The organism is Anaerobacillus arseniciselenatis (genome assembly GCF_001865995.1).
In the GTDB taxonomy this organism is placed as follows: Bacteria; Bacillota; Bacilli; order Bacillales; family Anaerobacillaceae; genus Anaerobacillus; species Anaerobacillus arseniciselenatis.
In genome coordinates this window covers 213,938-238,296 of sequence record NZ_MLQQ01000018.1, presented here as the reverse complement: position 1 = coordinate 238,296, position 24,359 = coordinate 213,938, and the positions used below count along the sequence as shown (strand labels likewise).

Below are 24,359 nucleotides of genomic sequence, written 5' to 3'. Positions count from 1 at the left end.
TATTTTAATATAATTACGCTTGTATTGGCAAACCATTTCCATTTAACGACATCATTTGTAAAAATAAAAGATGCACACCTTAAGAAAGTAGGAAATTTCGTTTAACATTCTTTTAGTCGACAAAAACGTCAAAAATGTTACAACATCGCAAAACTTTTTTATCGAATTCAAGGGTTAATATTTTTAGCGAAAGAAGGATTGGCCAGCGCTGGTGTATATTTCATAAATGCTAGGGACGCACTTTATCAATTGTCGATCATTAATGAAAGTTTTGCTAATGAACTTATGATTGAAAATGAACAAACGTATAGTAACACAACAATTGTGCTCATTACATTATTAGTAATTACATTGATTGCTGCGATTATAATCATTATTTTCCTTAATAAAATGATTACTAAACCTATTTTATCCGTGAACAAACAACTTGAAGAAATTGCCGATGGCGAAGGTGATTTAACAATTAGCTGCAATGGAGGAGATTTCAGCATCTGCTAATTCTTTATCAGAGTTAGCGTCACAACTACAACTAATTACAGGAAGGTTTCAGGTTTAAAGTAATGTTTTTGCATTTCTTTTGGCATGCATCCCTGCACGTTTTCGTCCCTAAGCATTAAATTTGTATGTCCACGTCATTTTCTGTAAACTAAATGGTGATATTTGTCACACCAAAGAAAGGACTGAATGAAATGGAATGGAATACAGATGCCAAAGAATTGCTAGATGAATTAGTAAGCCCAATTCCTATTTTTGCACGCCCGATGGCCAAAAAAGGAATTGAAAAGAAAATTATAGAAGTTGCCGAAGAAGGTAGTGCGGTTACAAAAGACGACGTAATCAAAGGGTACATCCTTGCTTCTCCAGGAAAAATGCAGCAGCGTGCCGTTGCCCTACTTAAAGCGAAAAAGGTTGATTTAACACCTTACGAGGATCTGCTGGAAGAGACGAAATAAACATACTTCTTCCTTGAAACGGATTTACTTGAGGGGTGCAAAGCAGTAAAGTACTTCATAATCGCGGTGGAAATCCCACCTTTTCCGAATGAATTTTTTATCAAAAATAAATACACACTGAAAAAGGCTTGAAGACAAGTTCTCCAAGCCTTTTACTATCTACTAGCATACTGAAGTGACGTTTTGATACGCGCATTTTACAGATACTGTAATTCCTGTGCGTCAATCGGCGTTTTGATGCGTGTGTTTTACAAATACTGTAATTCCTGTGCATCAATCGATGTTGTTGCGTACTCTTTCCCATTTTCCCGGACATGAGAGACCTTATTTCATAGATTTGTTGAGTTTTTGCAATTTCGCGGACACCACAGACCTTATTCCCTCAACATCAACAGCTTTTGCATGGTTTTTTACAAAATAAGGTACCTCATGTCCGATAATTCCTAAAATCATGTTTTTTTGATGAAATAACGCCTCTGGTGTCCGTTTGAAGCAGCATGTTGAATTTTTAACCTACCTTTTGGTATCCGCATAGGCCAAGTGGGCTAAATTCCCACTCTAGATTTCGTTGTATGGTTTCGACATCTAGCTTTATTGATAATAATGTGCAGTTCCCCCATACTACTGCGCACTCCCCCATAACATACCCCAACGCGATACTGCACATCCCCCACATTCTTTCTGACATCACATTAGCTACATAGGGAAAAATACAAAAAAGCCCTTTCTAATATAAAAAAATAGACGCTGCAGCTCTTCCACTCTCAAGCCACAGCGCCTAACACTTCCACACTACCTCATCTTACTCCACAATATTTACAAAAATATCATCTAATGACGGTTCTTCGTTAATTAACTCAAATTCCATCATCCAATCAACCGTTTCTCGCCACGATTCTCTAGCTTGGCTTCCGAAGCCAACCTCAGACTCCATTTTCGGTAATAGAATTTCTAAACTCTCCTTCTCCACATCTTCAATCAATGGGAAGTTGGCTTGATCTTGGTTATCAAACAAAATTGCTAACGCTTCTTCCGAATTATCTCTCATAAACTCATAACCGCGGGTTGCTGCACGCCAAAACGCTGCAATATCTTCTTGGCGCTCATCCCACGTATTGTCATTCGTCACAATCACTAATTCATAAAAACTAGGAACCCCGTAATCTACTGGATTAAAATAACGAGTTTCATAGCCTTTATGTCTTAGTACCGGTACTTCGTGATTAATATAAGCACCAATGACCGCATCTACACGCTCACTAATAATCGATGAACCTAACTCAAAGCCAACATCAATCATTGAAACTTTGTCTGGGTCACCACCGTCCGAACTAACCATCGTTTTGATTAATGACTCATTTAATGGAATTCCAGGATAACCAACCTGCTTTCCTTCTAAATCTTTCGGTGATTGAATTTCACTATCTTCCATAATAACAATGTGATTAAGCGGTGAGCGAACGATGGCCGCAATTGACTTCACCGGTACATCTTGATTAGCACGAGCCATTACGACATCTGGTTGATACGTAATTCCTAGCGTTACACGACCAGCTGCTGCTAGATTAATTGGATCTGTAGGGTTTGCTGGAAATTGAATGTTTAAATCAATTCCTTCTTCTTCAAAATAGCCATTTTCGATCGCCACGTACAAATAGCTATGTACCGCATTCGGATACCAATCTAACATAATATCCATTTCAACGAGTTCAACTTCTCCTGTTTTTTCTCCTTCTGCGGTTTCATCACTTACTTGCCCGCCTTGCTGAGTTGCCTCTTCTGTTTCTCCTTGACCACACGCTACAACTAAAGAAAATATTAATATACTAACAAAAAATAATAATAATTTTTTCACTCTGATTTCCTCCATTTTAATGTGATTTTTTCAAGAACTACAACGGCTAAAAATAAACTGATACCAACAGCTGATAACAATACTATCGGAGCAAATACCCCAGCGCCATCAAACTGGGTCATCATTCGGCGACTGAAATAACCGAGTCCACTTTGTGCGCCTAACCATTCGCCGATCGCCGCGCCAATAACACTTAACGTCACTGCGACTTTTAACCCTGAGTAAAAATAAGGTAACGCTGTCGGTACATTTAGTTTAAAAAAGATATCGCGTTTACTCGCCCCCATTGTTAAAAGTAACTCTTTTAACTCTTTACTACTTGAGCGAAGGCCATCAAACGTACTGACGGTGATTGGAAAAAACGTGATTAGCAAAGTTACCGCGACTTTACTCCAAATCGAATAACCAAACCATAATACAAAAATCGGTGCCAGCGCGATAATCGGAATCGTCTGTGATGATACGAGTATCGGATAAAACGCTTTTTCTGCGGTTTTACTAAGGTTCATCCAAACCGCAAGACCGACGCCTAAAATAATTGATAACGCTAACCCCGTAACAATAATCATTAACGTCGCCGGTAAATGGACTAAAAATAAAATGTCTTTTAGATCCCATACTTTAGCGATTACTTGCAGCGGTGTTGGTAAAATAAACGGCATCGCAATTATCATAGCGACCACTTGCCAACTCACAAAAAATGAGAAGATTAATATAAATGGTGCGAAATAACTATTCCATCGTTTCATTGTGTACTCCCCATTCGCAGTTGTTCGATCAATTGTTCTTTCACTTCGATCACCGCAGGAGTATGAATATCTCGAATTTCACGAGGGCGCTCGAGTGGAACATTCACTTCAACAAACTTCCGTACAGGGCTTTCTGTAAAAACAAAAATTCGATCGGATAAAAATAACGCTTCATCAACATCGTGGGTGATGAACAAAATTGAGAGCTTTAATTTTTGCCACTGCGTAAGTAACCATTCTTGCATCGAAAGTCTAGTGATCGCATCAAGTGAACTAAACGGTTCATCTAAAAGCAATACGTTCGAACCACTCAATACTGTACGTAAAAAAGAAATTCGCTGCTTCATCCCACCACTTAGCTCACTCGGGTATTTATGTTCGACACCGTTTAAACCGAATTCAACGAGTAGTTCTCGGACTTTGTCATAAGCCTCTCGTTTTTTCATCCCTTGAATTTCTAAAGGGAGTGCCGCATTTTCAATAATCGTCCGCCAAGGCATTAATAAATCTTGTTGTGGCATATAACCAACTTTTCCTAGTCGGTTAGAATAGTTCGTTTCATTGATGAAAATTTCCCCATTGGCGGGCTGATTCAGTCCTGTTATCAACTTAAAAATTGTACTTTTTCCAGAACCGCTCGGGCCGATAATGCTGACAAATTCACCGTTTTGAACATCGAAGCTTAAAGTATTTAAAATCTCTTTTTCTTCATGGCCATTTTCATAGCTAAAAGAAACATTTTCGAACTGTAACGAAGCTTTACTCATCCGTTGGCCACATCGCTTGATTGTAAGACATATCCCAGAACATGTATTCAAATCTCGTCGTATTCAGGAAAATTTCTTCTAGTCGTTTTAAATCCGCCTCCGGTAAGCCAACCGTTAACTCGTCTAACAGTTCAATGCACCACTCAGCTAACTGACCGAACTCATCGGAACTATACATCTGAATCCATTCTCCGTAAAATTCATGCTCACTCGCTCCAGGAATTTCGTTTAACTCTTTGCCGATTTCCCAGTAGCTCCACATACAAGGAAGAATCGCGGCAACAAGGTCAGCGAGTGTTCCATTTTGACCGACGTGAAGCATGTAATGAGTGTACGCTAATGTTGTCGGAGACGGGCTTGCGCTCTCAAACTCTTCTTCAGCGACACCAAACTTCTTCGCATACTCACGGTGCAGCGCCATCTCCTCGTTTAATGTCCCATCCAATAAACGAGCAAAGCGCCCCATCGTTTCTACATCTTTTGCTTTGACGACGCCGATCGCAAATAACTTCGCATAATCCATCAAATATAGGTAATCTTGCACCATAAAAAAGCGGAATTTTTCTTTATCAAGCGTTCCATCGCCTATCCCTTTGACAAACGGATGCGCATGGTTTTTCCGCCAAATCGGTTGTAACTCTTTATGAAGACGTTCACTAAATTTCATGATCTTCTCACTCCTAATTTTTTTAGAACTTTCAAAAATCAACCCTATGTGTATTGTATATTGCTTTTAGCAAATCAAAAAAACGCTACGATCGTTACGTTACAATGAAAAACTCATACGAGCCTTAGATTGTTTTTTTTTCAGAGCTCCTAAATAGTCTTACGCTTTCCTTGTATGGCTCCACTCGTAAATAAACTTCGCAATCACTTTTGTAAATTCAACTACTTGATCAACCGACACTTTTTCATTAACAGCATGAGCATTGTTTAAATCACCTGGTCCGTAAATCACTGTTGGAATTCCAGCATCTGCTAACCAGCCTCCATCAGTAACCGTTGTCGAAACGTCTATGGTTGCATTCTTTTTGACAACAGATTCATGAGTACTTGCTAACATTTGTACTGCTTCATGATTTGGATCTACTTCAAGAGACGGGAAGATTTCGCCACGGTCTTCAATCATCGAGGTACCTCCCCATTCAAACGTAGGAAGATTTTCTCTTAACCACGGATTTGCTTTAGCAACATTTAAAATATGCTTTTCAATTTCCTTTGCGACTTGTTCGTAAGACTCGTTCGGATAATAGTGAACCGTGATCCAAAGCTTACATTCATCGGCGATAAAAGCGGCATGTCTCCCACCTTCGATGACGGCTGGATTTATCGTATTTGTGCCTGGTAAATACCCTGGGTAACTTTTCGTAACGGCCCAATGGCGCTCTAAATCTTGTAGTCCGCTAATTACCTTCATCATCTTTTCAATTGCACTTGCACCGAACAACATGCCGCCCGCATGAATCATATTTCTTCTTGTGGCATCGTGGTGGGTTTGTTTACTTTTTACGGTAATCCACCCTGTAATAACACCGCCCTGCCCTTGAATATGTAAATCACTCGTATCAACGACAACCGCAAAGTCTGCTTTATAACCACGAGTACAACATTGTAACGTTCCAGCTTCACCCACTTCTTCACCGATCACCGATTGAAAAATGACATCTCCGGGTAATTCCATTTTCACGAAGAAGTTGAAGCGCAAATAATGATCCAGCCATACCAGCTTTCATATCTGCGGCACCACGCCCGACAATGTGTCCGTCCTTTATGAACGGAGTAAAAGGATCTGTTTCCCATTCCTCTCCTTCATTCACTTCGGCAACATCGATGTGTCCATTAATGATAAGACTTTGATTTTTTTCCGAAGTAGTTCCTTTTAAAACGCCAACAACGTTCGGGTCATTCGGATACACATCCCACATATCTACTGAAAACCCTAACTGTTTTAAAAACTCGGCTACATACTGTTGCGCATCTTTCGTGTTTCGAGCTGGTGGTGCAGGAGTTTCGAATTCAATCAATGTTTTTACTAAATCGGTCAGTTCCTCTTTGCGAGTTTCAACTTCTTGTAAAACATGTTGCAATTTTCCCATCCAATCCGACCTTTCTTTTCACTTGTCGTGTCACCGCTCGTTGGTTTCACCTTTTTCTTGACCTTTAGTAAACAAGTTTAGTTAAAACGTCCTTGGGCCCTAAGAGACGAAAAATATCTTTCTCATTTACTTTTTAACGTAATAAAACCACTTCCAAATAGGTAGAAGTGGTTTAATAAGCAAAATATAGATATAGGTGGATATAAAGATTCCCCTATCAAGCTATAATTTTACACTTCTTCCCTACGCTAGTATGATCTAGATCAGGTTATAAGGGTTAAGACCAATGTCTCTCTCAGCTTTTCAAGCACCCCTAGCAGTGAATATCTGTTATAAAATTTTGGTAATTAGAACTACTACAGTTATATTTTTACCATAACAAAGAATATTTTTCAATTACTTTTTTCAGGCAATTTTGAAATTCGGGCAAATTACATACAAAACGCACATGACGTCCATACCGTCACCATCTAATACGGAAAAGGCGGATGATTTCCTTCTCTTCGCTGTGAAGCAACTGACCTCAATCACAACATGAGATACATCTTAGAGTTTACTTCGTGCAGCTTTGCGACGAGTAACCGCAGGAGCAGTTCTAACGAATCTCAGAGGCTCGTTCACGAAATCATCCGCCTATTTTCATACAAAACCCTCATGGCGGTAGGCCTGCCGCCACCATCTAATATGAAAAGTCGGGCGAGGGGCCTGACAACTAGCCACTAACCAACAAACAATCCAACTTTCATCACATGAAATCGCCTTTCCCTACTCATACTAAAAACTATGAGGAGGATTATTGTCTAATGAAATTTGCATTTATATTTTTACTTTTCATTCAAATTTTTTCAAACTCCAATCAAATATCGATCGTTTTTGAAGATGAAACGATTGCTGAAGTGGATCGTGCCGAATTAACTTCTGTCGTCGGTGATGAAAAAATCGATGCTGAAAAAGTTCGCAAGTTCGTCGAAGAAATTAATATGACTGTTTATAAAGCACCAAAAAATGCGGAACTTGATGATTATGGAGGGATTGTCCCAGAAGAAATTGGTTATAAACTAAATAAAGAAAAATTCACGATGGATATATATAAAACTTTTTTTGATAAAGGCACGACTACGATTAATGTCCCTATATTACCGCTATACGCTAAGGTAGACAGCGAATTATTAGCAACGATACGTGTAAAACGACTCGGACAATTTACGACTTATTTTAACCGCAGAAAAAAAGCCCGCATCCAAAACATTTCACTAGCCGTGGAAGCGATCAATAATCATGTTGTTTTCCCCGGTGAAGTGTTTTCTTTTAATGAAGTCGTCGGCAAACGTACGTTAGAGAAAGGCTATTTACCTGCGCCTATTTTTATTAAAGGGAAAGTGTACCGGGATTTCGGTGGTGGAATTTGCCAAGTTTCATCCACTTTATTTAACGCTGCCGACAAAGCTGGCCTTGAAATTTTAGAACGCCATTCTCATAGTAGAAGAGTCCCTTATGTACCGCCTGGCCGGGACGCGAACGTTAGTTGGTATGGTTCTGATTTTACGTTTAAAAATCGTTACAATCAGCCAATTCTTATTCGCGCCAAAGTGTATGGCGGAGCATTGATGATAATGATTGATTCGTCGGAGGTGGTGAATTTTAAGAAGGAGATCGTTTAAAAAAGTAAATGGACCATATATCTATGAATTATTTTCAACGATTGAGTAATATTCACTTGTTAAGCTAAATGATGTTAAATTTAGTAATGGTGTAAATGGTTCATATTCGTATGAAGCTGATACTTTTATTTGTTCACCTTTTGAACGCGAAGTTAAAGAAGGGTGTAAATGTAAAAGTGACTGTTTTTCCTTTGGGATCTTTTACTGAGATTGCTGAATGTGTCGAAGAAGTGGTTGTCGACACTGAGTGAGCATCGAAAATTGCTATAGACGATGTAAGGGATTGTTGCTCAAGTTGCTCGACCGATTGTCCGACGGTTGAAATATTCTCAATAACTTCTGCTATTCAACAATTTTCAAAAAAAAATAATTTAAAGATCGATTCTTATTTATTAACATACTACCTTCTAAATTACTGACAAAGACGTTTTTGTCTGACTTACAATTAGCGTATAATTTAGGCCTTTGTTTAGGACAAGGCTATTTCATTGGTAAACCGAAAGATTTACCAATGAAATAGTAGTCACAAGAAATAATATTAATTTTTATCTTGAAAAGAAGTGAATATACTTCTTTTTCCCTTTTACTATTAAACTGCCCTTCGCCTTAACGAACGTATCGCTACTTCATGATCACCTAATATTTCTTTAATCGAACGTTGGTCTTCATAAATGAAATCGACTTTTTCGTTTACAACATCAACTTTTTCATCGACACTAGCAACTTTTCCGTGTAACTTGCTCACATCCATTGTTAAAGCTTCTAATTTCGCATCGGATTCACCTTGACGGTCGAGAAAATGTCCTTTTGACCGCTTCTAAATTAGAAACACGAATGTCTAACGATTTCACGTCAGCTTTTAGAGTGCTAACATCAGACTTAAGAGTGTTCACATCAGCTTTTAAGGTGTTGACATCTGACTGAATTGTTTGAACGGTAAATAAAACTTGTTGTAACATTTTTCCATTTTTATACCTCTTTTCAAATAATAATCAAAAGTCACCTCAGATGTATAACCAGTTGATATCTATTAATATAATAGCAAAAAAAAGAGGGGAAAATGGAGAAAAATTTATATGGAATTTGTAAAAAATTGACTATATTTTCTCCTTACCTTCTATTCCATTTATTTTGTAGCTGGCGGTAATTTCTGCACTTAATGAATGGGAAACGGTACAATATTTATCTTTCGACAATTTAATCGCTTTTGCGACCTTAGCCTCTGGTAAGTCACCCTCAAACGAGTAATGAATATGGATTTTAGTGAACTTTTTCGGGTGATCCTCGGCGCGGTCCCCTTCTACTTCCATTTCAAATGATGTTGGATTGACACGCATTTTTGTTAAAATGGAGATGATGTCAATGCCTGTACACCCAGCAACGGCATTTAGCAGAAACTCTGTCGGTCTTGCGCCTTTATTCTCTCCTCCAACTTCTTCGGGAGCATCCATTACTAGTTCATGGCCGGACGGTGTTGTGCTTGAAAAAGCCATTTTACCTTGCCAGTTAATTGTTGTTTTCATCTCATTCATCCTTTCTAAATTTTATTTTCCTTAGTTTTTTTGTGATTGATACAAGTATGTCCTCTCAACCTTAGAATCACAGCTGTTTTGCAAAATAACGGTACACATGTCCTTTCCCGTCATAGTCCATACCAAAACCTGAGTTATTCCTGACACATAGTGGTTCGTAACTTTTCAAAAAATAAAAATACCAGCAAGGATTTAATTATCCCTCTCTGGTATTTTCCACATTCACTACAAAATCAATCCATAATTTTGCAAATATCGTTCGTAAATTCAACTGGGTCGCTGACTGGTAAGCCTTCGATCAAAAGTGCTTGGTTGAATAATAACTTCGTATATAGCGCGACTTTCTCTTTATCCGTTTCATATGCTGCTTTAATCGATTTAAATACGTCATGGTTGGCGTTAATTTCTAACACTTTATCGGCTTTTACGTTTTGGTTATCTGGCATTTGTTGCAAGATTTTTTCCATTTCGACCGTCACTTCACCTTCTGTTGCAATACATACTGGGTGAGATTTTAGTCGCTTTGAAGCACGAACGTTTTTTACTTTATCCGCTAATACTTCATTCATATAATCAAATAATTCTTTGTTATCATTTTCTGTTTCTTCGTTCGTTTGATCTTCTGTTTCAAAACCTAAGTCACCACTTGAAACTGACTTGAATTCTTTTTCTTTGTAGTTCATCAACATTTTGATCGCGAACTCATCAACATCGTCAGTGAAGTATAAAATTTCGTAGCCTTTGTCAGCAACTAATTCTGTTTGTGGAAGCTTTTCAATTCTTTCGTTGCTTTCACCTGCTGCGTAATAAATGTACTTTTGATCTTCTGGCATTCTAGATACATACTCATCTAATGTTACTAATTTCTTTTCTGTAGAGGAATAGAACATGAGTAAGTCTTGTAAAACATCTTTATGGCTACCGAAATCACTGTAAACACCGTATTTTAATTGAGTGCCGAATGATTTATAAAATTGTTCGTACTTTTCTCTCTCGTCTTTTAACATGCTTAGTAAGTTCGATTTAATCTTACTCTTAATGTTTTTCGCAATTACCTTCAGCTGACGATCGTGCTGCAACAATTCTCTTGAGATGTTTAGTGATAAATCTTCAGAATCAACCATTCCTTTAACAAAGCTAAAGTAATCTGGCAGTAAGTCTGCGCATTTATTCATGATTAATACGCCGTTCGAGTATAGCTCAAGACCTTTTTCATACTCTTTCGTGTAAAAATTAAATGGTGCTTGTTCTGGTATGTATAAAATCGAATTGTATCTGATCATCCCGTCGACACTTAAATGAATATGTTTTAGAGGCTTGTCAAACCCGTAATGCTTTTCCGCATAAAAGTTTTCGTAATCCTCATCTGTTAATTCATTTTTATTTTTACGCCAAATTGGCACCATACTATTAATCGTTTCTTCTTCTTGCACATCTTCTAGCTCTTCTTCGTTGTCATCTTTCGGACGTTGAACGGTCACATCCATTTTTATTGGGTAACGGATGAAGTCTGAGTACTTTTTGATGATCCCTCTTAGACGATGCTCTTCAAGAAACTCATCATAGTTTTCGTCTTCACTATTTTCTTTTACTTTTAAGATGATTTCAGTTCCGATAAAATCTTTTTCGACAGGCTCAATCGTGTAACCTTCAGCACCTTCTGATTCCCATTTGTACGCTTGGTCACTTCCTAACGCTTTACTAATGACTGTTACTACATCAGCAACCATAAACGCCGAATAGAACCCAACACCGAATTGTCCAATAATATCGTGACCATCTTTTAATTCATTTTCTGATTTAAAGGCAAGTGATCCACTTTTAGCGATGACACCGAGGTTAGTTTCAAGCTCCTCTTTCGTCATCCCAATTCCTGTATCAGTAATTTTGAGAGTTCTACTATCTTTGTCTGCTGAAAGTTTAATGTAGTAATTATCTTTTTCAAATGTTAATGAATCATCAGTTAACGCTTTGTAATAAATTTTATCAATCGCATCACTAGAGTTGGAAATTAATTCGCGCAGAAAAATTTCCTTTTGCGTGTAAATTGAATTGATCATCATTTCTAATAGACGTTTTGATTCTGCTTTGAATTCTGTTTTTGTAGCCATTAAGACCTCTCCTTTCAATCGCAACCATATGTATTTTATTCTTTAGCACTCAAACAACCAGAGTGCTAACACTATCAATTTTTTACCATATATTTTTTTGTGTGTCAATAGAGTGAATTTCATTATTACAAAAATGAGGCATAGCAAACTATATGTAGTTTACGAACAGTTTAATGCAACTACATTAAATGAGGAAATATCAAATGATGAAAGTCATTAAATAATGCTGAAATTTTCTCTTCAGGCATGAACGAGCCATCAACATCATATCATTTTTAATGGACAGCAATATTTGAGTGAATTTCATAATTACCTAAATTGAGCCATATCTAACTATATGTAGTTGCGATCGACTCTACGCAACTACATATAGTTACCTACCTAATGGCGATGATATTGAATTATGAAATTCATTAATTTATAGTGAGGTGTGATGATCAATGAAAAAAATAGAGTATAGTATTGTCATTAAAAAGCCAGTAAAAGAAGTGTTCCGTTACCTCGAAACCCTCGAAAATCGCCCAGAATGGGAGCCAGGACTTATTGAAGCAAAAGTCGTATCCGGTAAATATGAAGAGCCAGGTTCTGTCATCCAAATCACGAACCAAGCTTTAGGTAAAAAAATGGAGACAAAAGCTGAAGTGATTGAATATGTGGAAAATAGTCACGTTATTTGCCGCGCTGAAAAACCGTTTTATCACGAAGTTACCCATCTTTATGAAGATGTCAATGGTCACACGAAATTTACGCGCAAAGCGGTAGCAGACGTTGAGAAAAAAGGCGGAGCATCTAAATTAGCTTTAGGAATGGTGGCTAAAAAAATAGAAAAAACGTTTCAAAAAACGGTCGTGAATGCGAAGGAAGTTTTAGAGAATAGTAGTGAGGTCAGTAATAAGTAAAAAAATAAATTTGGCACCGAATTAAGAAAGCAAGCGAAGAATCTAAAGGGTAAATAATCTGTTGGGCACATAGATTCTTCTATGTGTCTTTTTCGATGGACAGCGCATAACTTTAGGCAATTAGAAGCCGACATTGAAACCGACTATTTCACCCTTTTTAGCTAACTTAATGCAAGCCCCTCCCCACTCTCTTAACTTATTGAAATATCCGCTCGCCTCAGGACTCTAGCATGAGCCAAGTTTTTCTAATTTACTTCCTTCTAAGAAACTTGTATAATTCCGATTGTACTACAATTTTGAACGACAACAAAGAACGACAGAACTGTGAGGTAATGACGATGAGAGAAACGATAAAATCATATATGTTTTTAAACTTAGGAGCTTTATTTGTAGCCATTAATGTACATTTTTTCTTATCCCCTAACACACTAGCAACGGGTGGTGTCAGCGGATTAGCAATTATATTAAACTCACTTATTCCAGGATTAACAATCGGACTTTTTATGATCTTTGTTAATATTATTCTATTTATCGTTGGCTTTATTTTTATAGGCTTTAAATTTGGGGTTAAAACGATTTATGCTAGTTTTGCCCTATCGTTTCTCGTTTGGTTTTTAGAATGGCTCGTGCCAATGTCGGGTCCTATTAGTGATGACTTATTAATTCAATTAATTATCGGACAATGTATTTCCGCGGTCGGAATTGGTCTTGTTTTTTCTAAAGGAGCATCAACTGGTGGAACGGATATTATTGCGATGATTTTAAACAAATACTTTGCGATTGAAATGGGAAAAGCCGTTTTATTAGCAGATATTTTTATTGCGCTTTCTTCAATTTTTTTATTCGGACCAGAGATCGGTATGTATGCCTTCTTTGGAGTCATGTTAAATGCCCTTGTCATTGATTACACATTAAAACAAGTGAATGAAAAGAAAGAGGTTGTCATTATTAGTGCGGAAAGTGATAGTATTAAGAAGTATATCGTCAAAGAATTAGAAATTGGCGCAACGATTCATGATGCAAGAGGTGCTTTTACTGATTCGCAAAAAGAAGTGATTACGACGATCATCGGTCGAAAAGATTTAATAAAGCTAAAAAGATATATTAGCGAAGTCGACCAACAAGCGTTTATTACGGTTCACGATATGAATGAAATCTTAGGGCAACGTTATAAAAGATTAGCTTGAGTTGTTGGTTTGTTGGTTAGTGGTTAGTTGGTTTGGACCTCCGCCCGCCTTTTTCTTCTTGGTGGTGACGGTTATCGTCATAAGGGGTTTGTATTGAAGTTCGTTTGTTGGTTTGGTAGTGAGGCGACCCGACGGGCTTTTACATGTTAAATGGTGACAAGTAAATCCGCATGCTGGTTTTGTATGAAAAATTCGTATAGATGGCAAGAAATCTATTTTTATAGAAAGTGAGATTACGATGAGTACGAAAAAGTCGATGAAACAACATGTATATCAGACGTTAAAAGATGCGATTTTATCTCGGGAAATTGCTCCAGGTTCGCAATTAGTGGAACAAATGATCTCTGAAAAATTAAATGTCAGTCGTACGCCGATTCGTAATGCGATTTTACAACTAGAAAAAGAAGGCCTAGTGACGATTTACGCCAATCGGGGTGCATTTGTCACTTTACCGACGACAGCGGAAATTGAACAAGCCTATGTGGCTCGAAAAAAATTAGAACAGTCGACGGCGGAACTCGCGGTAGTAAATGTGACTGAAAAAGACATTGAACGTTTAAGGCGAATCGTTAAAAAGGAGCGCGAGTCTTATCAAAACAAAGACATCCTTGAGTATCTCGCGATCAATAAAGAGTTTCACCTTGAGTTAGCAAAAATTAGTGGCAACAAATTTTTAATTGATTTTATTGATAAGCTTTTAAATCAAATTAATGTATTTTTAATGCTATATGACGTCTTTTACGACGTTAATATTGAAAATAGCCAACGGTATTTAGAGCATGAAGCAATCGTTGACGCCCTCGAAGATAAAGATATCGATCGCTTACAATTGCTTTTTCAACAACATATGAAAACGAGCATGACGTATATGAACTTAGAAGAAAAGCGGCACACGTTTTTTGGTGTCTGACACCGCCCGTGGACATTTCGCGATTTTGTCCACCCCTGGAGGACAAATTCAATAAAATGCAAGGTAACGCACATTAGCTGCCTATGATCATAGCAGCAAAGATTAATAGTCTCAAAGCGAGGTAAAAATATGTTTGAAATTAAACCGTATCCTGAGTTTTCTTGGTCAAACTCGAGACATAAAACATTTACGGAATGTAAGAAAAAATATTATTTCCACTATTACTTGTCACATAATGGCTGGTTACTTCAAGCCGAGGAAGAGAATAAACAAGTATATCGCCTTAAAAATATTAAAAACCTTCCGATAGCTCTCGGGGAAGCGATCCACGACATCGTTCATGATCAGCTAAAAGCTCATTTAGCCGGTGAGCCATTACTTACCGAGCAGCAGTTAAAACAAGAATGTAAAAATAAACTAAATCAAGCGTTTATAGATTCTAAAAAACATTATGAAAATTGGGCACAAAAACCGAAAAAGTTTAATATGCTTCATGAAATTTACTACAATAATGAGTTAAATCCAGACGATGTCGATAAAATTAAAGAGAAAATTGAGATTTGTATTACGAACCTATTAAGCTGTAAAAGTTACAATGAAATTTTATCGAATGAGAATCTTTACGTTTTAGAGGCTGAAGAGCTGAAAGCCTTTTATTTTGATGATATTAAAATTTACGTCGTTCTTGACTTTGTTTTCCGTGATCGCCTATCAGGAAAATGGGTGATCGTTGATTGGAAAACAGGTAAGGAAAATCAAGGTGACCGTGATCAACTGGCGTTATATGCGTTGTACTTAATGGATAAGTTTGACATCACGTTAGAAAGTATTGAAATCCGCAATGAGTATTTGCAATCAGGAAAAACCGTGACATACACGTTAAATGAAGAAGACATTATCGAAGCAAGAAATTTAATCGTTAATAGTAGCGACAAAATGCAAACGTACCTTCAGGATCGTAGTTTAAATAAGCCTTTATCAGCAGATCATTTTGAAGAAACTTTCTCCTTTCGCTGTAAAAGTTGTAATTTTAAAGAACTGTGCGATTTAAGCGGAAAGAATGATGGATAACCGTCCCCTCTTCAATATAATATTTAGCGCTTTTTCTATTTCCGAGTGTATTGAATCGTTCAATATGCTCGGATTTTTTAAACAATTTACCAGAAAATAAAGGAATTTCCATTCTTACATAGAAATAAGATATTAAAAGATTATGAATTTTCCGATAAATGATAAGGAGGTTTTAAGCTTGGAGACTAACACTAAAGAATACGAAAATATTTTACTAGAAACGAATGGGGCTATTGCTTATGTGACGATGAATCGTGGCAACAAACGAAATGCGCTTTCGCAGCATCATATGGAGGAATTGACAGATTGTTTTACCGCCATCGGAAAAAACAAACATATATCGGTTGTCGTTCTTCGTGGGAGTGGGCCTGCGTTTTGTGCTGGACATGATTTAAAGGAAATGCAAAACGAATCGCCGCAATTTTACCAAAACCTTTTTGATACGTGTATTAAAATGATGGAAACAATTCAGTCGATCCCTCAACCTGTGATTGCCGAAGTTCATGGCATCGCCACTGCTGCTGGATGTCAATTAGTCGCGACATGTGACTTAGCGGTTGCTGCTGACGATTCTAAATTCGCAACCCCTGGGGTGAAAATTGGTTTGTTCTGCTCAACACCAATGGTGGCTTTAAGCCGAGCGGTCGGTCGAAAAAAAGCGTTGGAAATGCTTTTAACTGGGGAAGCTTTATCAGCAGAAGAAGCCGTTCAAGCAGGTCTTATCAATAAAGCTGTTCCATTCGAACAATTACAACATGAAACAAATGTGTTAGCGCAAAAAATTTCCGAAGCAAGTGCTTACACTATAGGTGTTGGTAAACAAGCCTTTTATCAGCAAATTGAAATGCCACAAAATCATGCCTACGCTTATACAAAACAAGTGATGTCAATGAATGCATCCTCTAACGATGCTAATGAAGGAATGTGTGCGTTTTTAGAAAAAAGAAAACCTGAGTGGAAAGGCTGTTAAAAATAAAAAGTGCGAGGCTCATTCCTTCTAGAAATAAAAGAAGTCATAATAAAAATAAGTCTACTACTTTATGAAAGATTAACCATCTTCAATTCCCTTTGCATAAACTCAAAATATCCCCCTTATAGATGCCAGAAAAGTTTATCAACCCTACTATAAGGGGACAATCTCAATTTCCAAACAGAAGAAACTTCCACCAAAACCTTTGTACATTTCTCAACTTTTCCTTTACGATTTAACGCTCCACAGTTAGACGTTTCCTCCACTACCATATATCAATGCCACGTGTCCTAATTGTCAAAGTAAAGAAAAAACTTTATTAAACCGACTCAACCGCCCCAGCTACGTCGTAACGTGTAAGGTCAAGTTCTGTTTGCTGACCTTGAGCAAGTTTTGCAAGTTCAGCCCCGAGGTACGGACCGGCAGTTAAGCCTGAAGCTCCTAAACCGTTAGCTACATAAATTCCTTCAAAATTAGGTAGTGCGCCGATTACTGGAAGAAACCCTGGGGTCAATGGGCGGAATCCTACTCTAGTTTCAACTACTGTGCTATTTGCTATACCGGGAGCGACCCGCAATGCTTTATCGAGAATTTCGTGAAGGCCTCCTGCGGTTACCCGCAAGTCAAAGCCGACATCATCTTCATGAGTCGCCCCTACAACCACTCGCCCACCTTCGAACGCTAATAAATATTGATTGTTAGGTGGCATGACGACAGGCCAGTCGCTCGTATCTGTTTCTGGAAGTTCTAGATGGACGATTTGTGCTTTTTGTCCAGTGACTAAAAAGTTAACCCCTAACGGTTGAATAAGTTGTTTTGCCCAAGCACCAGCGGATACGATGATTTTATCTCCATCTATCGTTTCGCCATCTACTTCAATTCCTGTGACACAATTTTTTTGAAAAAGAAGCGTTGCATCACCTTTACGGAAACTAGCGCCGTGATTAATCGCTGCATTGATGAGTGCATCGCGAAGTGCTTTTCCATTGACACGTGCCCCACCACTAATGTGAACGGAGCTGTATTCATCACTTAAAGATGAAAATAAATCGCGTGAGCCCTCCGGTGAAAGTCTGTTAACTTCACCGATTTCGGGAGCATCGGGTCGGCGTTTCAAGGCGCGTTCCTCTATACCTTCTAGTTTTTTATCTTCTGTATGAAGGCTGATCGCCCCTACTCGCTTGTATCCAGTATTCGTCTCACCTAAAGCTTCAAGTTCTTTAATTAATGTAGGATAATATCGAGCTCCTGACCTCACGAGTTCGTACCACGCTTTATTACGCCGTTGCGAAACCCAAGGACAAACAATCCCGGCAGCAGCATCCGTTGCTTGTCCAGCGTCAGCGCGATCAACGACCAACACGTTACAACCGGCGCGAGCGAGATGATAAGCTGTTGAAGCCCCGAGAATTCCAGCGCCAATGATGATATATAGTTGTTGCATTGTAATCTCCTTTTAAATTCAAGAATAATATGGGATATTTTTAGACTTCCCACTAATGTGAGATTGTTCCGTCTATTCTGCTCTTTCTTTTCCACTAAACATCACGTTAGTAGAAATACCTTTAATTTTATTTTTTGTTTTGGCAAACGAAAGCTGATAGCTGTCGCTCGATGTTTTCAATGGATTGAAATTTGTAAAACTCATGTGCTTTCATGCCATTAACAAATACGACTACATAAGGGACGCTTTTGATCTTCCATTTCATCGCAAGGTTTCGATTGACGTTAATGTTCACTGCGTGTATCGATGTATCGCTATGGTTTGTACTCCAATGTTCTAACATTTTTTTTGCTAATTTACACGTGCCGCATAACGGTGTATAGCAAAAATAAATGCGTATGCTTTGTTTTTTATTTAAAAAATGCCAATCAATCATCTTCTCAGTTACTTCGATCATGACCGTATCCACTCCTCTATCCCACATTATAACGAATCTATATTTGTCAGGAAAATAAAAGGGTTTGGCCGTGTGGATTAAACTGTTGCGGACATGATGTCCGCATACTTCAGTAAAAAGCCTTTTTGTTCACAGATAAAAGAACGTATGTCCGCATCCTACGTAACCACCAACGTAGCCACCACCTACTAAATTCCAATAAGAAAAAACTTGGCGTTCCCACCAAGTTTTCCCTAACACGTTATCAAATTGTACCACTTAAAGCCTATTCACCAGCAACAGCTAATGATTTCACTTTAAGCGATGGCGAACCGACGTATCCTCCCGCTGGTAAGGCAAACTTCAAATCGCCTCCAACGACTTCCACTTCCTCCAGCATCGTAAAGAAATTACCAGCTACAGTAATTTGATTGATTGGGCGTTCAATTTTTCCACCTTTTACTAGATAGCCATTCGCCGCAAGTGAAAAGTCACCTGAAATAGCATTCGCTCCCGAATGAAGCCCTTGTAAATCCGTAATAATAACGGCTTCTTCTTCCCCAGCAATCATCTCGTCGTACGATTTTTCACCTGGCTCTATGAATAAGTTAGACGGAGCGACCGTAATTGTACCTTTATATGACCCTTTCGTTCCGTGCCCCGTTGAAGCAACGTTGTCTTTCGCGGCTGTTTTTAAGTTGTGTAGATATGTTTTCAATACACCATGCTCAACAACATTTAAACGTTTCGTTGCCACACCTTCACTATCAAACGAGCGACTCATAAATCCGTCTTCTTTGAATGGATCGTCGACGATCGTAATTAAGGAGTTACCGATCGCTTCCTCTAATTTGTTAGCAAGTCTAGACTTCCCTTTTTGAACGTTATCTGCTGAAAAAGCAGTAGAAAACACTTGTAATAACGAAGCTGCTGCTTTATTTTTTAAAATGACCGGGTAGTCGCCACTCTTAATCGATGTCGCACCAAGTGTGCTAAGCGCTTCTTCAACGACTTCTTTAGCAATCGCCTTCGGATCAAAGGCAGAAAAATCTCGTGTTAACACTAATTTCGAAGCACTTTTAATGTCTTCGCCTTCTTTAGCCACAACTGAAACGAAAATATAAACGACATTGCCTTTTTCCCTTTTCTCAAGACCTTTTGTGTTGGCGATCATTTTTTCAGAATCATGTGATTCTAGTAAACAATAGTTAACACTTGATATTTTTTCACTTAAAGCAAAACATTCTGCTTCTACTTTTTTCAAAAGTTCAATTTTGTCTTCATTAGACACGCTCGCAAGCTCTTCACTATATAAATCTAACTCGTCGTAATGTTCAGATCCTGCAAAAATCACTTCTGGATCTTCACTATCGATCATCGCTAAATTTTCTTTCGCTTCTTTCACTAAAAATGAAATTGATTCTTCGTCAATTTTTTCCGTGTACGCATAACCCATTTTTCCTTCAAAAATACCACGAAACGAAACACCACCGTCAATGGCGATATTGTAGCTATCAACGTCACCTTTAAAAATTTTCGTACTAAACTTGCCGTTTTTTTGAAAATACAATTCCATATCTGAAAAACCTAGTTCCGCTCCTTTGACAAAAAGGTTCTCTTTAAATGTTAAAATATCCATTTTTTATTTCCCCTTTCTTCCGCCAACTGTAATTTCACTGACACGAATCATCGGTTGACCTACATTCGCTGGGATCGAACCACTCGCCGACCCACACATACCTTGGCCGTGAGCAAGGTTGTTTCCGACCATATCAACTTTTTGCAGTGTTTTTGGACCATTACCGATTAAGGTTGCGCCACGAACTGGCTCGGCAATTTTTCCATCTCGAACGATATAGCCTTCGTTGATCGCAAAGTTATAGTCACCAGTGGCAGGATTTACAGAGCCACCGCCCATATATTTTGCATAAATACCAAACTCTGTGTTCGCGATGATTTCTTCAGGTGTAGACTTGCCAGGAGCGATAAACGTATTTGACATTCTTGATGTTGGAGCGTACTTATACGATTCACGACGACTTGAACCCGTAGATTCAGTGCCCATACGTCTTGCTCCTAATTTATCAACCAAGTATCCTTTTAAAATACCATTTTCAATCAGGACATTTTTACGAGTCGCTTCACCCTCGTCATCAACATTTGCTGAACCCCATTCATTAGGAAGTGTCCCGTCATCAATGTACGTCACTATTGATGGAGCGACTTGCTCACCAACACGATCTGCAAATACTGAATTTTTCTTCGCAACAGATGTAGCTTCCAAACCGTGACCACACGCTTCGTGGAAAATAACACCACCAAACTCATTATCAATAATGACTGGGAACTTACCACTCGGGCATTCCTCAGCATTAAGCATCGTTACGGCAATTCTCGCTGCTTCTTCGCTGTAATGTTTTAAGTCGAGTTGCTCTATAAATTCAAACCCTTTATGAGCACCAGGTAAATAAGAACCCGTTTGCATTTCATTTCCTCTTGATGCTACTGTTTGGATCGCTAGTCTCGTACGAATTCTTTCGTCTTCAACGAAACGCCCTTCTGAATTGGCAATTTGTACTCTTTGCTGCTCATCTTTATAGCCGACAGTTACTTGGCTAATAAGCTCGTTATAGTTTTTAGCAATGTCGTATACTTCACGCATTGTGTTTACTTTTTTTATTTTTTCAACTTCACGCGGTTTATGTATGATTGGATGTTGGTTCGTCAACGTTTGACGAGTTAAGTTTAAGGTAAAGTCACCCGGTGTTCCTTTAATCGCTTTTGCAGCTTGTAGGGCAACATCGATTAGTTTTTCTCTTTCATGTTCATTCGTATAAGCATATACACTATTTAATCCGTGAAAAATACGAATCCCAATTCCGTAATCCCTACCAGATATACTGTTTTCAATTTTTCCACCAACTAAGGCAATATTCGTATTAAATTTATCTTCAACGAATATTTCGGCAAAATCCCCACCCGTACTTAGGGCGGCTGTTATTAAATCTTCAATCATTGCTTGATTCAGCATTCAATTCCCTCCTTATTTTAGAAAACATCACATTCTCATAATATATGAAAACAGAAAATAATTAAACTATTTCGAGTATAAAAATAAAAAAGATATTTTAGAAAGTAGTAGAGTTTAATGTAGATGTTATCCCAAAAATGTCTGCCACAAGACAAAACTAAATAATATGAGGGTGGCTCAAAACAAGTGTGAGACACCGAATCACACCTACATATAGACATACTTCAAAGCCTTTTTTTCTATATAAAGTTGTTTGCTTGTTGTGTCAGCCACATTTGGGCCACCCACATATTTGGTGCCTAACAGCTTTATTTATACTACAAATCAGTTGTCATTCTCCGATCACTATCTCATATGAACGAAGCCTATCTTTATGGTCGTATATGTGCGAGTTGATCATTAATTCATCAGCTTGAGTTTCGCCAATAAAGGCGTCGATTTTTTCTTTAACAGTTTTCGGGCTACCAATCATCGTCGTTTGTAGCTGTTGGTCGACCAACATTTTTTCATAAGCGCTCCAAATGTTATCCATCGACTCTACCGGTGGTTTTAACTGACCCGGGGTTCGCCTAATAAGATCAAGAAATGCTTGTTGTTGCGAAGTTGCTAGCCACTGGGCCTTTTCATCAGTGTCTGCAGCAATGGCATTGATTGCGACCATGACGTATGGTTCAGCGAGGCTCGCTGACGGACGGAAACTTTCACGATACAAACGAATCGCCGGAAGCGTATTTTCCGGTGAGAAATGACTTGCAAATGAAAAGGGTAAACCAAGTTCACCAGCCAAACGTGCGCTAAAACCACTTGATCCTAATAACCATATCGGAATATCGAGCCCTTCACCCGGAATCGCTCTAACGCTAGCTTGCTCCCCTTCCGATAATGGTTTAAAAAATGAACGTAACTGTTCAAGTTGGCTTGGAAATTGGTCGCCATCACTTAAGTTACGTCGTAATGCTTTTGCAGTAGCTTGATCACTTCCCGGTGCACGACCTAGGCCTAAATCAATCCTCCCCGGATACATCGATTCCAGAGTGCCAAACTGCTCGGTGATCACTAAAGGTGGATGATTTGGCAACATGATCCCACCTGAACCTACTCGTATACGCGAAGTCCCACCTGCAATAAAACCAATCAATACAGAAGTCGCAGAGCTAGCAATCCCTGGCATACTATGATGTTCTGCCACCCAAAAACGGTTATAGCCCCACTCTTCAACGTGTCGAGCTAAATCTAAACTATTTTGAAAGGCGAGATTTGCTGTACTTCCTTCTGTAATCGGGGCAAGGTCTAGTACAGACATCGGTATTTTTTTTATTTAAACTCATAACGAACACTCCTTGTTAAAAGCTACCACTACTGTTTAGTATCGTCTAAAGTTGAGAAAATATCTAAAAATTCCTTAAGATAACTTAGGTCCTTTATTCATCCACGCCACAACGGTCGCCAGCAATGGAAAAACTAACATTACGAGTAAAATTTCTGTATAACCGCCAAACCAATCATAAGCGACTCCAAATGGTAACGGACCGAGAGCAGATGCAACAACGGTGGACGTCACCCCTACACCTTTCAAACTCCCTAAATGAGCGGTACCGAAAAAATTAGGAATAATAAGTGCTAAACAAATCGTTCCAAACCCAGCAGCAACCCCTCTCAGAAGTCCGAAAATAAGAGCTGCAGTGTAGGAGTCTCCTACTAAAAGAACGACAATGGCCGCGGCTTCGACGACAAACGTAATTGCAAAAACTTTATGTAATGACATACGGTCAAGAATAACACCGGCAAGAAACGATAATGGAAAAGCGACTAACGCCATCATACTTAAAACGAAGGAAGCCTCTGCTCTCGTTACGCCCTGTTCTCCTAAAATCGAAACGATATGAAACGTCATTCCAGTATTAACCATCGCTGGGACGGCAATACAAAATAAAACACCCCAAAAGCTCAGCGTTTTAATCGCTTCATTTAAAGTCCAGCTCTTCTCACTAATACCCACTTTAGGCTCAGTTACCTTCTTCTTTTGAACTTTTGGTTGCTCTAATACATATCCGTCCGGTTGTAACCCGTAGTTCTCTGGACTATTTTTTATAAAAAAGAAAACTAACGGGACATAAAACAAGATTAATACACCCGCCCAAACTTGCCATGCTCCTGACCAGCCAAGTGAAGCAATTAACCACACATTTAATGGTGGTAGTGCTGCCGAACTTAAAAAGCCGCCGACTTCCATGAATGCGATCGCTTTTCCTCGCTTTTTGACAAACCACCTCGGAATAAGCGTATTCGGGACCATTTCCATTAATCCTTGCCCAAAAACTCGAATAAGAAAAAAGCCGATAAACAACATTAACGGTCCAAGAATAAAACTATTAAACAAGCAAGCGATCCCTAACATCGCCCCTGCAAAAATAGACATGCTCCGTTGCCCACGAACATCAATCAACTTCCCCATTAAAATCATCAAAAATCCGGATAGTAACGTCGCTCCAGAATATAAACTCGAAATTAACGAACGACTCCATCCAAATTCTTCAATATAAGCATCAATAAAAATCGATACTGAATACGTCTGCCCAGGTCCTGATAAAAATACACCTAGTGCTCCCATAAACACAATCACCCAACCGTAATAAAACGGAGTTCGTTCTATAACTCTATCTGACTTTTTATCTACTAAACCCATA

General features: G+C 38.5%; 23 protein-coding genes, 1 pseudogene and 1 riboswitch. Of the genes and pseudogenes, 8 read left to right on the top strand and 16 right to left on the bottom strand.

All coding sequences use genetic code 11. The annotated features are described in order from the left end of the window. Positions 1–198 precede the first annotated feature (198 nt). Together BKP35_RS10080 and BKP35_RS10075 are read left to right on the top strand one after the other, a co-directional pair. Positions 199–498: a hypothetical protein gene (locus BKP35_RS10080; protein WP_169819195.1), complete on the top strand. Its 300-nt coding sequence runs from the start codon at positions 199–201 to the stop codon at positions 496–498. A 152-nt stretch (positions 499–650) separates the two neighbouring features. Further along, positions 651–953 carry a DUF2621 family protein gene (locus BKP35_RS10075; RefSeq protein ID WP_084031573.1) on the top strand — a complete coding sequence of 101 codons (303 nt, stop codon included), beginning with the start codon at positions 651–653 and terminating at the stop codon, positions 951–953. A gap of 802 nt (positions 954–1,755) precedes the next feature. On the opposite strand, the gene BKP35_RS10070 is transcribed toward BKP35_RS10075, so the two are convergent. From BKP35_RS10070 to BKP35_RS10050, 5 genes and pseudogenes are all read right to left on the bottom strand, one after another. Next, positions 1,756–2,808: an ABC transporter substrate-binding protein gene (locus tag BKP35_RS10070; protein WP_071313209.1), complete on the bottom strand. Its 1,053-nt coding sequence runs from the start codon at positions 2,806–2,808 to the stop codon at positions 1,756–1,758. Further along, positions 2,805–3,557, bottom strand: a complete 753-nt coding sequence (locus tag BKP35_RS10065; protein ID WP_071313208.1) for an ABC transporter permease — start codon at positions 3,555–3,557, stop codon at positions 2,805–2,807. Before BKP35_RS10065 ends, BKP35_RS10070 begins: the two co-directional genes overlap by 4 nt. After that, entirely contained in the window at positions 3,554–4,324 is a 771-nt protein-coding gene (locus BKP35_RS10060; RefSeq protein WP_071313207.1) for an ABC transporter ATP-binding protein, read from the bottom strand. The genes BKP35_RS10065 and BKP35_RS10060 overlap by 4 nt, the downstream gene beginning before the upstream one ends. Beyond that, a complete protein-coding gene (gene tenA / locus BKP35_RS10055) occupies positions 4,317–4,991 on the bottom strand; it encodes a thiaminase II (protein ID WP_071313206.1) in 675 nt (224 codons plus the stop codon). The genes BKP35_RS10060 and tenA overlap by 8 nt, the downstream gene beginning before the upstream one ends. A gap of 159 nt (positions 4,992–5,150) precedes the next feature. Further along, positions 5,151–6,420 (bottom strand): annotated as a pseudogene (locus tag BKP35_RS10050) (acetylornithine deacetylase). Between the two features lie 223 nt (positions 6,421–6,643). Next, positions 6,644–6,745: riboswitch (TPP riboswitch) on the bottom strand. Positions 6,746–7,223: 478 nt separating this feature from the next. Between BKP35_RS10050 and BKP35_RS10045 the strand changes: the two are divergent. Continuing rightward, positions 7,224–8,081, top strand: a complete 858-nt coding sequence (locus BKP35_RS10045; RefSeq protein WP_071313205.1) for a VanW family protein — start codon at positions 7,224–7,226, stop codon at positions 8,079–8,081. A 589-nt stretch (positions 8,082–8,670) separates the two neighbouring features. Here BKP35_RS10045 and BKP35_RS19530 read toward each other — a convergent pair. From BKP35_RS19530 to htpG, 4 genes are all read right to left on the bottom strand, one after another. Continuing rightward, complete coding sequence (locus tag BKP35_RS19530; RefSeq protein ID WP_169819194.1) at positions 8,671–8,826, bottom strand: hypothetical protein; 156 nt, start codon at positions 8,824–8,826, stop codon at positions 8,671–8,673. A gap of 34 nt (positions 8,827–8,860) precedes the next feature. After that, positions 8,861–9,040, bottom strand: coding sequence for a hypothetical protein (locus BKP35_RS19525; RefSeq protein ID WP_071313204.1), 180 nt, complete (start codon positions 9,038–9,040; stop codon positions 8,861–8,863). A 138-nt stretch (positions 9,041–9,178) separates the two neighbouring features. Then, positions 9,179–9,604 carry an OsmC family protein gene (locus tag BKP35_RS10035; RefSeq protein ID WP_071313203.1) on the bottom strand — a complete coding sequence of 142 codons (426 nt, stop codon included), beginning with the start codon at positions 9,602–9,604 and terminating at the stop codon, positions 9,179–9,181. Positions 9,605–9,846: 242 nt separating this feature from the next. After that, positions 9,847–11,724: a molecular chaperone HtpG gene (htpG, locus tag BKP35_RS10030; RefSeq protein WP_071313202.1), complete on the bottom strand. Its 1,878-nt coding sequence runs from the start codon at positions 11,722–11,724 to the stop codon at positions 9,847–9,849. Between the two features lie 440 nt (positions 11,725–12,164). Here htpG and BKP35_RS10025 point away from each other — a divergent pair, with 440 nt between their 5' ends. From BKP35_RS10025 to BKP35_RS10005, 5 genes are all read left to right on the top strand, one after another. Beyond that, complete coding sequence (locus tag BKP35_RS10025) at positions 12,165–12,623, top strand: SRPBCC family protein (protein WP_071313201.1); 459 nt, start codon at positions 12,165–12,167, stop codon at positions 12,621–12,623. Between the two features lie 338 nt (positions 12,624–12,961). Beyond that, positions 12,962–13,810, top strand: a complete 849-nt coding sequence (locus tag BKP35_RS10020) for a YitT family protein (RefSeq protein WP_071313200.1) — start codon at positions 12,962–12,964, stop codon at positions 13,808–13,810. Positions 13,811–14,048: 238 nt separating this feature from the next. Then, complete coding sequence (locus BKP35_RS10015) at positions 14,049–14,720, top strand: GntR family transcriptional regulator (protein WP_071313199.1); 672 nt, start codon at positions 14,049–14,051, stop codon at positions 14,718–14,720. 129 nt (positions 14,721–14,849) lie between these two features. Continuing rightward, positions 14,850–15,791: a PD-(D/E)XK nuclease family protein gene (locus tag BKP35_RS10010; protein ID WP_071313198.1), complete on the top strand. Its 942-nt coding sequence runs from the start codon at positions 14,850–14,852 to the stop codon at positions 15,789–15,791. Positions 15,792–15,969: 178 nt separating this feature from the next. Continuing rightward, positions 15,970–16,761, top strand: coding sequence for an enoyl-CoA hydratase (locus tag BKP35_RS10005; RefSeq protein WP_211274618.1), 792 nt, complete (start codon positions 15,970–15,972; stop codon positions 16,759–16,761). Between the two features lie 319 nt (positions 16,762–17,080). Here BKP35_RS10005 and BKP35_RS10000 read toward each other — a convergent pair whose 3' ends face one another. From BKP35_RS10000 to BKP35_RS09975, 7 genes are all read right to left on the bottom strand, one after another. Then, the gene (locus BKP35_RS10000) at positions 17,081–18,205 is read right to left on the bottom strand and encodes an NAD(P)/FAD-dependent oxidoreductase (RefSeq protein ID WP_071313197.1); all 1,125 of its coding nucleotides are present in this window, start codon (positions 18,203–18,205) and stop codon (positions 17,081–17,083) included. Between the two features lie 127 nt (positions 18,206–18,332). Beyond that, on the bottom strand, positions 18,333–18,662 hold the full coding sequence (locus BKP35_RS09995; protein ID WP_071313196.1) for a thioredoxin family protein: 330 nt from the start codon (positions 18,660–18,662) through the stop codon (positions 18,333–18,335). 129 nt (positions 18,663–18,791) lie between these two features. Further along, positions 18,792–18,920, bottom strand: coding sequence for a hypothetical protein (locus BKP35_RS20095; protein ID WP_281244212.1), 129 nt, complete (start codon positions 18,918–18,920; stop codon positions 18,792–18,794). Positions 18,921–18,927: 7 nt separating this feature from the next. Continuing rightward, a complete protein-coding gene (locus tag BKP35_RS09990) occupies positions 18,928–20,280 on the bottom strand; it encodes a TldD/PmbA family protein (RefSeq protein WP_084031570.1) in 1,353 nt (450 codons plus the stop codon). Positions 20,281–20,283: 3 nt separating this feature from the next. Next, positions 20,284–21,672 carry a TldD/PmbA family protein gene (locus tag BKP35_RS09985; protein ID WP_071313195.1) on the bottom strand — a complete coding sequence of 463 codons (1,389 nt, stop codon included), beginning with the start codon at positions 21,670–21,672 and terminating at the stop codon, positions 20,284–20,286. A 331-nt stretch (positions 21,673–22,003) separates the two neighbouring features. Continuing rightward, positions 22,004–22,975, bottom strand: a complete 972-nt coding sequence (locus BKP35_RS09980; RefSeq protein ID WP_071313194.1) for an LLM class flavin-dependent oxidoreductase — start codon at positions 22,973–22,975, stop codon at positions 22,004–22,006. A gap of 99 nt (positions 22,976–23,074) precedes the next feature. Then, complete coding sequence (locus BKP35_RS09975; protein ID WP_071313193.1) at positions 23,075–24,358, bottom strand: MFS transporter; 1,284 nt, start codon at positions 24,356–24,358, stop codon at positions 23,075–23,077. Between the last annotated feature and the right edge of the window lies 1 nt (position 24,359).